8 protein-coding genes are annotated in these 11,121 nt (G+C 28.3%); 3 read left to right on the top strand and 5 right to left on the bottom strand.

Annotation, left to right across the window (positions count from 1 at the left end; all coding sequences use genetic code 11):
• Positions 1-645 precede the first annotated feature (645 nt).
• The 5 genes from VN21_RS13375 to VN21_RS13355 form a co-directional block, all read right to left on the bottom strand.
• Positions 646-1,917, bottom strand: coding sequence for an MFS transporter (locus tag VN21_RS13375; RefSeq protein ID WP_046823693.1), 1,272 nt, complete (start codon positions 1,915-1,917; stop codon positions 646-648).
• Positions 1,918-2,016: 99 nt separating this feature from the next.
• Positions 2,017-3,282 (bottom strand): ester cyclase, encoded by a 1,266-nt coding sequence (locus VN21_RS13370; protein WP_084822170.1) that lies wholly within the window; start codon positions 3,280-3,282, stop codon positions 2,017-2,019.
• A 30-nt stretch (positions 3,283-3,312) separates the two neighbouring features.
• Complete coding sequence (locus VN21_RS13365; RefSeq protein ID WP_046823692.1) at positions 3,313-4,320, bottom strand: nuclear transport factor 2 family protein; 1,008 nt, start codon at positions 4,318-4,320, stop codon at positions 3,313-3,315.
• Positions 4,321-4,417: 97 nt separating this feature from the next.
• Positions 4,418-5,434, bottom strand: coding sequence for a LacI family DNA-binding transcriptional regulator (locus VN21_RS13360; RefSeq protein WP_046823691.1), 1,017 nt, complete (start codon positions 5,432-5,434; stop codon positions 4,418-4,420).
• A gap of 93 nt (positions 5,435-5,527) precedes the next feature.
• On the bottom strand, positions 5,528-6,721 hold the full coding sequence (locus VN21_RS13355; protein WP_046823690.1) for an MFS transporter: 1,194 nt from the start codon (positions 6,719-6,721) through the stop codon (positions 5,528-5,530).
• 379 nt (positions 6,722-7,100) lie between these two features.
• Here VN21_RS13355 and dndC point away from each other — a divergent pair, with 379 nt between their 5' ends.
• The 3 genes from dndC to VN21_RS13340 are packed head-to-tail and all read left to right on the top strand — an operon-like array spanning position 7,101 to position 11,099.
• Positions 7,101-8,564: a DNA phosphorothioation system sulfurtransferase DndC gene (dndC, locus tag VN21_RS13350; RefSeq protein ID WP_046823689.1), complete on the top strand. Its 1,464-nt coding sequence runs from the start codon at positions 7,101-7,103 to the stop codon at positions 8,562-8,564.
• Positions 8,554-10,713, top strand: coding sequence for an AAA family ATPase (locus tag VN21_RS13345; protein WP_046823688.1), 2,160 nt, complete (start codon positions 8,554-8,556; stop codon positions 10,711-10,713). Before dndC ends, VN21_RS13345 begins: the two co-directional genes overlap by 11 nt.
• A gap of 2 nt (positions 10,714-10,715) precedes the next feature.
• Positions 10,716-11,099, top strand: a complete 384-nt coding sequence (locus tag VN21_RS13340; RefSeq protein WP_046823687.1) for a DndE family protein — start codon at positions 10,716-10,718, stop codon at positions 11,097-11,099.
• Positions 11,100-11,121 lie beyond the last annotated feature (22 nt).

Raw genomic sequence — 11,121 nt, 5'->3', positions numbered from 1 at the left:
TTTATAATAATTTTATACATCTATTATATACTAAATTTTACATACTTTAAATATTGTTGTTTATATTATTTGTATAAAATGGAACTTTAAATAGGAAAAAAGTTGAAGTAATATACTTCAACTTTCTACTTTTTCTAATAAACTTAATAAACTATTTCCGTAGTATATTTTATTGAAAAATTCATTTATCCATTCTAGCCCTTCTGAAGACCACTTAAAGCTATTTGCACTAGGCTTTATGTATCCTTTATTAATTATAAATGCAAATTCATCTCTTACTCTAAAATATTTATAGTTTTTCCATATTTATCTTTATATACATCAATATTTTTTATTAACACAAATTCCCCTATAATTTTACATATATAAAATTAAAGTACGGTTTTCAATACATAAATGTTACTAATTATTATATTTATAGAAATCTAAAAACTGGAAAATTGATGATTGTGGATATTAAATGTAAGGTACTATGTTTTGTCGCTTGGGATAAAATATAAGTTTATCCTTCGCTTTTTTTATAGTTTAATACCCCTGTCGGATTTTCCGACACAGGGTATAAATTTAAATTTAATAGTTAAAATACCTGAATTAAATATTCAAATCAAAAACTCCCTATATCTTTAATAGGGAGTTTTGTATAAATTATTTAGTTCCTTTGTTTAAAGTTTCAGGAAGTGTTAACCATACTACAGCTCCAACAATAAATACTGCTATTGATATGTAAAATATCATAGTCATTCCAAGTGCTCCTGATGCAGCTCCTGCTATTGCTGGTATAGCAAATGTAGATATTATTCTACCTCCATTAAATGATATTCCTGCTGATATCGAACGGTATTTACTTGGGAATAATTCTGAATAGTACGCTCCCCAAGCTCCAGAGAAACCTACCATAAATCCTATTGCAATTGATATTAAATAAAATCCAGTTACATTATCTCCACCAAGCCTTGTGTATACAAACACACATACAGCTGCTAATACCATACCTATAAATGGTGTTTTTCTTCCATATTTATCTGCAATAAATCCCCAGAACATATACCCAAATAACTGGCCTACACCTTGCATACTATAGATAGAACCAGCTACGGCAGATGAAATTCCAAGACCTGTAACTAAGTAAGTTGTAGCATTATTAGAAAATGCTGAGTATGCTGTAAAGTTAGCTCCTGATAATAATATTACGCCAATACCTATCCATAAATACTGACCTTTGTACATGCTTAAATAGCTAACTTTTTCCCCTGACTCCTTACCTTTAGCAACTAATTCCTTAGTATATTCATAGTCATTTGGTACGAAAAAGAATGCCATTACTGCTCCTATAGCAGGAGGTATTATAGCCGTATACATTAATATATTCCAGTTAGCATCACCTAAGGCTCCATATATTTGTCCTCCAAATATCATGGCTAATGAAAATAGTGCTGTTAACGTTGCTGATAATTTCCCACGATACTTACTAGGGAACATATCTGCAACTAATGGCATAGCAGTTCCAAAAACTCCACCTAATACAAATCCGGTACAAAAACGAGCACCCTTCCAAAGCATTATACTTGTTGGATTTAACATTGGTATAAACGTTGTAATAGCTATTAAAGATGCCACAGCTATTAAAGTGTTCTTCTTACCTATTTTAGTTGAAATCCATCCGAATAAAAATGTTCCTGGTATAGTACCAAAAGACATAATCGCAAATATTTCTTCAGTTTGTTGTAGCGTAAATCCAAACCCACCTTCAGCTACACTATATATCATGGTAGGCTTAACAAAAGTACCTATTGAAAAGTTATAACAGTAAAAAAAGTATATGATTGCTATTGATAAAAATGCAATCCACCTTTTTGCATTTGAGTAATTTTTTCCTAATATAATATCATTTTCCATTTCCACTTGCTTATTAGTCATTTATAATCCCCCTTCGGCTTAGTATATGTATTATTTAATGTAAGTCAAAAACCTCATAATTATTTAATAAAATATGAGGTTTTTTATACATGACTAATACTATTCTTCACATCCCATGTGCATTTGCTTTAATACATCTAATCCATCAAATGTTATCCACTCTTCTCTAACTTTTCCATTTAACACATGATAGTGATTTATACCCATTATTTCTATGTGATTTCCTGATGGTTGCCCAAAAAATCCTATTCCTTCATTTATTCCACGCAGTCTCCATCTTACAGATACATCATATCCTTGACCTTCTTCTCTTTGGTTGCAAGTAACTCTTTCAACCTCGTAACTTCCATTAGGTACACAAGCTAAAAAGCTTATTAACATCCCTTGTATCTCATCATATCCATTAAGGTCTTTATCACATATAAAGTGAACTACTGCATTTGGATGATAATATTTCTTAACATCATTTATGTATTTATAGTTGTATATTCTACTTAACATTTCAAGCATTACTTCTCCTACAGAATCATCTTTTGCTTCATATTTATTAGGCATAAATTGACCTTCCATAGATTCACATATACCATACGTTGATTGTAAAACTCCTGGAGTTTTTGCCATAGCAGCTTTTGCCATTTTCTTTGCGACTTCATTAGGGTCTAATCCTAATTGTGTAACTATCCATAAGTTATCTCTAACTAACCACTCTTCATGTATTCTATTGTTTGTTGTAGCACAATCTATGACTGTTCTAAAGTTTATCTTTCTTCCAGTAGCTGGCCCAAAGTTACTATCTCCTAAGTTTGTAGCTGTAGATAAAACTCTATGTGATGATAAAAATCCATTAGCCCCAAAATCTGACCATATTACATTTTGACCTATTAACCTTCTATCAGGAAAAGCGTGTAATGTTTGCAATGTATTTGATATAACATCTTTTATCCCAACTAAGTTAGAAGAACCTAAATGCATAGTTACATTATTGTGATAAGTATCATATATAACTCCTATACCTTTTGATTCCCATATATCATGAGTTATTTTCATTATATAATCAACAAAGTCACGATATTGCGGATCAAATCCTGGTACCTCTTGCTCTCTTTTAGTTTGTACTGAAAAATCATTGTAATCTAAAACGCCTACTGGTGTAACTTTTTTTGAATCTCCATAATAAATAACTGTAGACTTCATATTTTTCTCCCCCTTAGATTCCTTAACTTCATTAATCTTAGTACTCATAGCTTCCTCCCCTGTTTTATCTGAATTAATTTTTTCTAATATTTCATCACCTTTTTTTACAGTATCTTTTATATCAGATGTTTTTAAACTTTTTTCCAACTTTGTATCTACTACTTTTTCCATTTTATCACCCCACAAATTTAGATACTTACTCTATTTATTTAAAATATTTTGAGTTCTCTCTAAAATATCTAAACCTTGTTGTTTTAACCAGTATGGAATATCTATAAGCACCCAGTTTTCAGATAACTTATCATCTTTTCTATAGTAAACATCAACTACTTGCATATCAGCACTAACGTTTCCACCTGGTAATCCTAAAAATCCTCCTAAAGGTTTGTTAGTAAGATTTGGCCATCCAAAGAAACAAGCAAAGTTTCCTTCTGCAAATCTACATACATGACCATTGAATTTTTTACCAGTTAAGTTGTTTCTAAAAGGTAATTGATGTTGCTCTTGGTATCTAGGTATTGTATAAGAAGCACCTATTCCTCCTGGTCCATACCATATCATGTCCTTAGCCCAAGATTTCTCAAGTACTTCTGGTGGACAACCCATAGCCCCGCTATCATTTAACTCTGATAAGTCATTTACCATCTTATTTACAAGAGCTAAAGTTTTTACTCCTTCTTCACTTGGTGCATCTTCAAATAATAATCCATTATGATCTCTTGGACCTGGATATACAAAATACTCACCTGTTTGAGGAGGCAATGGATTAACACCTGCTTGAAGCATAAATCCTATAATGTCAACAAACAATCCTGTTTTGCTTATTTTCCCATCTTCAACACAACTAAACTCTGCGTATCTTAAATTTATCATTTTACGAGTTCTTCTTATTCCTAAGAAATCTTCATCAAACAATCCCATAAAATGTCCCATGCTCATAACCCATTCACTACCATCAATTTCATTAGTTCCTGCGATAAATATGTCTTGTCTTCTTTGCATATTGCTTAGAGATTTTTTTAAAGGAACCCAAAACTTATTACAAGCATTTTCTATGCCTTGTTGTTCCCTAAAAGGATATACACCTTTGAAGTTATAATCTTCACTCATGTACTTTTCTAAAACACTTTTAACATCATCTACTGAAGCACTTTCTAATTCTTCAAAGTATTGTCTTACAATCTTTTTTGACTCTTGATATTTACTCAATGATACCCCTCCTATTATTTGTCATGAATATATTTGAAATTATTAGTTTAAAAAACTATAATTTTGCAAACGTTTGAAATTTTATCTAAAAAAAATACTAAATAATTCTTACACTGCTTCTTTTTATAATTCTAGGATATAACTTTCTTATTATATGCTTATCTTCTTTTTTATTTATTTTATTAACCAGGACATCTATACCATTTTTTATAACTTCTTCCCTTGGGTCATCTACTGTTGTTAAATCAGTTTTAAAATAAGATATAAGCTCTATATTGTTATATCCAACTATAGATATATCCTTGGGAATTTCAATGTTATAAACTGTTTTTAACTCTTGTATTATAGATATCGCCGGAGTATCTTGTTGTACAAATATAGCTGTTGAATTTTTTATCTTATCTATATTATTTTTCACAAGTTCAATTTGAGAATCAAAATCCATACGAACCCTTATAATATCAGGTATTAAATTAGCTTCATTAATTGCATTTAAATATCCTTTTGTTCTATCTTTATACATTGTAAGACTATCATCATCAGATGTTATTGTTAGTATTTTTTTATGTCCATGATTTATTAAATACTTAGTTGCTATATATCCTCCATACTCATTATCATCCCAGAAGAAATTATCCATCTCTCCTTCAATAAATAACGGTTTAAAATATATAAACACATGAGGAATTTTACTATTTATTAAAAAATCATACTCCTCTTTTGTTATAGATCTAGATACTATAACCAAACCATCAACCATTCTTCCATTTACCATCTTGTATATATTGCTATTTCCTCTGATGTTATGATTGGGTTGTATTATAAAATCATATTTGTTAAATTCAATTGCATTTATAGAGCTTTCCATTATATCTCCAAAGAATTTCCTCATATCTCTATCATTGAAATTATCAGAGAATATAACACCTATAGTGTTTGTTTCTTGTTTTACTAAGTTTCTTGCATTAACATTAAAATGAAATCCTAATCTTAAAGCCTCTTCTTGTACCTTCTTTTTAGTTTTCTCAGATACACTAGGGCTATCATTTAAGCATCTTGATACTGTTGAGTAACTTACGCCTAAGTTTTTTGCTATATCTTTTATTGTTACCATAATATCATTTCCTTATCTTGTTTCTAATTCTCATATTATCTAAAATTAATATTTTCCCGCAAACGTTATCAATATTTTTTAAAATTTAGTAAATTATTGATTTACCTCGAGCTTATTATAACTTTTATCTTTCATTCTAATCATAAATATACCAGAAGTTATAGAAATCATTCCAATAAACATAAATCCAGTTAGCATAGACGTATTTTCTACTAAATTCCCCATCATAACTGGGCCAAAGAACATTCCTATAGAATATAAACTTTGAAATAATCCCATTCGTGTAGATTGTTTTTCTGAGTCTATGCCTTCTACACTCATAGATGTTAAAACTGTAAAGTTTAATCCAAAAGTAAAACCTGCCAAACATTGTAATATCATAAGTAAACCTATATTTGTTACAAAAGGTATTAACATACAAACTACACCTTGTCCTAAAGCTCCTATTATAGCTGTTTTAACAAGTCCAAATCTTTTATAAAAAAATGTACCTGACAAACTTGCTCCTATTCCATTAGTAATCATGTGTATATTAGATAAAATAGTTATAGCTATTGCTCCTCCACCTAGTTCACTCGCTATAATTGGAGTAAAGGTATCTCTCGTAGAGTATGGTACCATCATAGATACTATTGCAATTATACCTAGCCCCCATATATATTTATCACTAAGTTGTTCTTTAACTATATTTAAACTATATTTTTCTTTGTTAATATTATTATTTGTGCGTTTTTGAGGTTTAAGTAAGAATGTAAGTAAAAACGCAAGTATTGCTGATAATATAGCTACTACAAATGAATATTTATATCCATAAGTATTCGCTATAAAACCACCTATAAAAGATCCGATAAGTGAACCTATAGGAGATACTACTGCAAGTAAACCTACTGCTTTTGCTGCTTCGTTTTCTTTGAAATAGCTTATGAACATTATGTTGTAAATCACCCATGTAGCCCCTGTTATACCATCTGCAATTTTACCAATGTACAAAGTTGTTGGAGATGGATTTAAAAATGCAATTCCCCATGCAACTATAGTTATGATAAGCCCTATTTGTATAACTAGTCTTCTGTTGTGTATAAAGTCAGATAGTATACCTATTGGAAATCTAAATAACATGGATGCAATCCCTGCTGCTCCGACTATAGTTCCTATAGTAGATGATTTAAAACCTAATTCACTGGCATAAATCGATATAAATGGATCAAATGCTGTTATACATATAAAAAATAGTATACTTATTACAAAAAATATAATAGCTTGAACATTTATTTCTTTAGTTTTCATTAAATCCCTCCCCCTTTTTATGTTTTATGCAAACGTTTGAAATCAATTGTATAATTTTCTATTTATTATGTTTGTATGTATCATTTTATATTATTTTAACTACATTCTATTTTGAAAACCTTTTTGTTTATTCCATTATAGCAAGATTTTTCTTTTTTTTCTATATTTTTTTTATTTTCACACTATTTTTTATTTATAGGCATAAAAGCAAAGAATTAACTCTTTCTTTAATCCTTTGCTTTTAATTTTTTTAATATTAAAATATAATGTTTTCTTTCACTATCAAATACACAATTTAACCTTATCAATAGAACGTTTGTGTGGTATAATTATAGTTTGAATAATAATGAAATACCTTATAGAAAGGATATGAATATATATGGCTATTAATTACTTTGACAATTATACGCTAGAATACATTTATAATGAAATGCAAGCCGTATATCTTAACGATAATAGACCTTGGATCATAGGGTACAGTGGCGGAAAAGATAGTAGTGTGGTTGCAGAGCTTACATTTAGAATGCTTCTAAATTTACCTGAAGAAAAAAGACACAAACCTGTTTATATAGTGTCATCTGACACACTTATAGAAAACCCTGTAATATTAAATTATCTTAATGATAATATAAATAAAATGAACGAAAGTGCCAAAGAATATAATTTACCTATAGAAGCTACAGTTGTAAATCCGCATCCTGGTGATAGCTTTTGGACTAATGTTATAGGTAAAGGATACCCTACTCCTAAATCTATACAATATCGTTGGTGTACGGAAAGATTAAAAATAAAACCTTCTAATCAATTTATACAAAAACAATTAGAAAGTGAAGATGTTGTTATCTTACTTGGAGTTCGTAAAGATGAAAGTATCGCTAGAAAATCTAGAATTGAAAAAAGAGAGATAGAAGGATATCTTCTTACTCCTCATCAAACTCTAAAAAGTAAAAACCATTTAGCTTATGTATACACTCCTATAGTAGACTTTACTACTGCTGATGTATGGGATGTATTAGTTAACAATAATGATAATATACTTGAAGAAGCTAATGATGGATTTGGTTCTACTGCAACATCATGGGGAACTGATACTATGGAATTATTCCATATGTATACTAAAGGTTCTGGAGACTCTGGAGAATGTCCATTTATAGCGGATGAATCTACTGCTAAAAGTAGCTGTGGTAATAGTAGATTTGGTTGTTGGATTTGTACTGTTGTAAAAGAGGACAAGTCTTTAAATGGATTTATAAAGTCCGGTCATTTAGAATTACAACCCCTACTTGATTTTAGAACATGGATATTATCTCAAAGGGATATTGCTGAAAATCGCAAAAAACATAAAAGAAATGGTTCTGTTGTAAAAAGAGATGGTCGTATAATGTTTGGACCTTTTACGTTTGAAGCTAGACAAATGATACTTAGAGAATTATTAAAAACTCAAATAAAAATGCAAGATTTTTATCCTGATATAGAACTAATTACTTTAGATGAACTAAAAGCTATAGATTCAATTTGGGATGATGAAGAAGACTTAACATCTACAACATTAGTAGATATATATAAGGAAATTACTGGTAAATACCTTCCCTGGTCTAAGTATAAAAAACCAGTATTTGATTCTTCTACTTTATGTGTAATAAATGAAAAATGTAATCAGTACAATATAAATCATGACTTGTTTAATAAATTAATTATTGATACTAATAAGTATAAGCATTTTAGTAATAATACTAAACTAAAAAATTCAATAAGCAAAACTTTAAACCAACAATGGCTTCATCAAGATATTGTTAAAAAAATTGAAGAAGAAAGTAGCAAGGAGTTAGACAATGAAAATTAATAAGCTTAAAATTAAAAACTTTAGATCTTATGAAGAAGAAACTATCTTCGATTTTGCTACTACTGATGATAAAAACATTATACTTGTTGGTGGTAAAAACGGAGCTGGTAAATCTACAATATTTGAAGCTATAAAACTTTGTATATACGGACCTATGGCTTATAAATACCAAGGATTTAATGCTTCTTATATATCTAAAGTTAAATCAAATATAAATAATAACTCGCTTAAGTCTGATTTCGTAGATGCATTTGTTTCTATTGACTTAGAACTAAGTGAAGGTACAGAAATAAATATATATACATTAGTTAGAAAATGGACTTTTAAAAATAAAAAATTAGATGAAATATTTTTAGTTTACAAAAACTACTCACCTATTCCTTTAGAAGATGAAGAACTTAACTTTTTTGAAAATTATATAACATCAATAATTTCTCCAAAAATATTTGAATTTTTCTTCTTTGACGGTGAACATCTTTCAGAATTTTTTATAGGTAAAAATTCTAATACTCACTTAAAACAATCACTTTTATCACTTTGTAATTTTGATACATTTGATGTTTTAAAAAATACTATACTTTTAAGTATCAGAAATAGTAAAAACGACGATTCTGAATTAGAGTTAGCTAAGACAAATTATTTAGCTCTAGATGATGAGTTAGCTAATCTTAATTTAGAATACGCTAATTTAAATAATAATTGTACTAGTATTTCAAGTGAACTTGATGATTTAAAACAAAAGCAAATACAATTAGAAAAAGACTTTAGAAAAAAGGGTGGAGTTCTTGCTGAGGAAAGAGATCTTCTTAATAAAAAAACTATAGAACTTGAAACTAGAAGGTCTGTAATAAATCAATCTATAAAAGATTTTTGTAATGATATGCTTCCATTTTTAATTGTTAAGGATCAAATATTTAATTTAAAAACTCAAATTAAAAGCGAAAGAGACAATCTTGTCTATTCTCAATTAAAAGATAAATTATCAGTAGATTATTTTAAAAATCTTCTTTTAAATAAATTAGATACTTCTAGTATACATGAAATAGCTCTGACTGTTTCAGAATCTTTAATTGATGATATAAAACCTAGTAATCAAGAAGATGACTTTAAGATTATTCATAATCTTTCTAATGATGAAAGTAATTCACTACTTGCTTTAATCGATAATATGTTAAGTATTGATAATAACAATATACTTTCAATGTTTGATGAACATAGTAATATAGGTGAAGAGTTAGCAGAAATCAGAACTACACTGAACAATAGTCTTGAAGACGAATCTTTAAATAAATATATAAATGAATTAACAGATTTATCTAACAAAATCGGACATTTGTCTGAGGTTAAAAATCATTTAGAAATTAAGTTAAAAGATTTAGAGTTATTAGTCTCAAATACTGAAATCTCTAAAAATAAAGCTAAATCAAAGTATACAGATTTACTTCAATCTAATAAAGTTGTAGATATGTCTTCAGATCTCATACTAATGTTAGATGATATGATTACAACTTTAACTGAAAGTAAAACAAAAGAAATTCAAAATAATTTTATGTATATATTTAAAAAGATTATACGTAAAGATAATTTTATAGATTTTATAGATATAGATAGTAACTTTAATACATCTCTATATATAAATAAAATGTATAACTCTCTTGAAATCGAGAATCTTATAGAAAATATAGGATATGATGAAATGGAGAAAAAATTAGGTAACTTATTCTTCGAAGATTTATTTGCTGAATATGAAGTTAAAAATCGTTCTGAGTTACTTAATAAAATAAAAAATAGTAATCAATCATCATTTATAAATTTAAGAACAAAAGTTGATATAAACGGATTCTCCAGTGGAGAAAAGCAAATATATATTCTTTGTTTATATTGGGCTTTACTTAAAGCTTCTGATATAGAAATACCATTTATAATAGATACTCCTTATGCTAGAATAGATGAAACTCATAGAAATAATATTACTAATGAGTATTTCTCTACTATAAGTGATCAGGTTATTATTTTATCTACTAATACAGAAATAGATGAAAAGTCATATAAAGATATAAAACCTAGATTAAATGGTGAGTATTTAATTGATTATGATGATATAAATAGAAAGACTATACAGTCTAAAGGATACTTTTTCGAGGTGTAATTATGGGATTTAGATTAAAAACATCAATGCAAACAAAAGAAATATTTGAAGAATTAGGTTCTAGAATGAATTTAAAGCCATTTGCACTTTGTAAACTTGCAATTTCAATGTCTTTAACTAGTGATGAACCTCTTGAAGATTATAAGAGTCTTGATAATACTGGACTTGAGTTAAATAGGCAAACTATAACAGCTCAGTATGATGGATTATTTAAGGCTTTACTTGAACAACATGCTGGTAAAAGCTTAACTGATGATGAGTACTTCCCTACTCATGCTAAACTTCATATAGATCGTGGTGCTGTTATGCTTAAAAATAAATATAATTATTCTAGCAATTTAGAACATTTCATAAAACAAATAATTAATAATGATATCAGTATATAAAAATAAAGTATAGATATATTTG

Origin of the sequence: Paraclostridium benzoelyticum (genome assembly GCF_001006285.1) — a bacterium.
GTDB lineage: Bacteria > Bacillota > Clostridia > Peptostreptococcales > Peptostreptococcaceae > Paraclostridium > Paraclostridium benzoelyticum.
Note: the sequence above shows the minus strand (reverse complement) of the source record. Positions and strands in the feature narration are given on the sequence as shown.

Bases quoted from the DNA above. Each gene is read 5' to 3' on its own strand.
- VN21_RS13360 (WP_046823691.1), bottom strand. From the start codon at position 5,434: ATGGTAACAATAAAAGATATAGCAAAAAACTTAGGCGTAAGTTACTCA.
- VN21_RS13340 (WP_046823687.1), top strand. From the start codon at position 10,716: ATGGGATTTAGATTAAAAACATCAATGCAAACAAAAGAAATATTTGAA.
- VN21_RS13370 (WP_084822170.1), bottom strand. From the start codon at position 3,282: ATGGAAAAAGTAGTAGATACAAAGTTGGAAAAAAGTTTAAAAACATCT.
- VN21_RS13375 (WP_046823693.1), bottom strand. From the start codon at position 1,917: ATGACTAATAAGCAAGTGGAAATGGAAAATGATATTATATTAGGAAAA.
- VN21_RS13355 (WP_046823690.1), bottom strand. From the start codon at position 6,721: ATGAAAACTAAAGAAATAAATGTTCAAGCTATTATATTTTTTGTAATA.
- VN21_RS13345 (WP_046823688.1), top strand. From the start codon at position 8,554: ATGAAAATTAATAAGCTTAAAATTAAAAACTTTAGATCTTATGAAGAA.
- dndC (WP_046823689.1), top strand. From the start codon at position 7,101: ATGGCTATTAATTACTTTGACAATTATACGCTAGAATACATTTATAAT.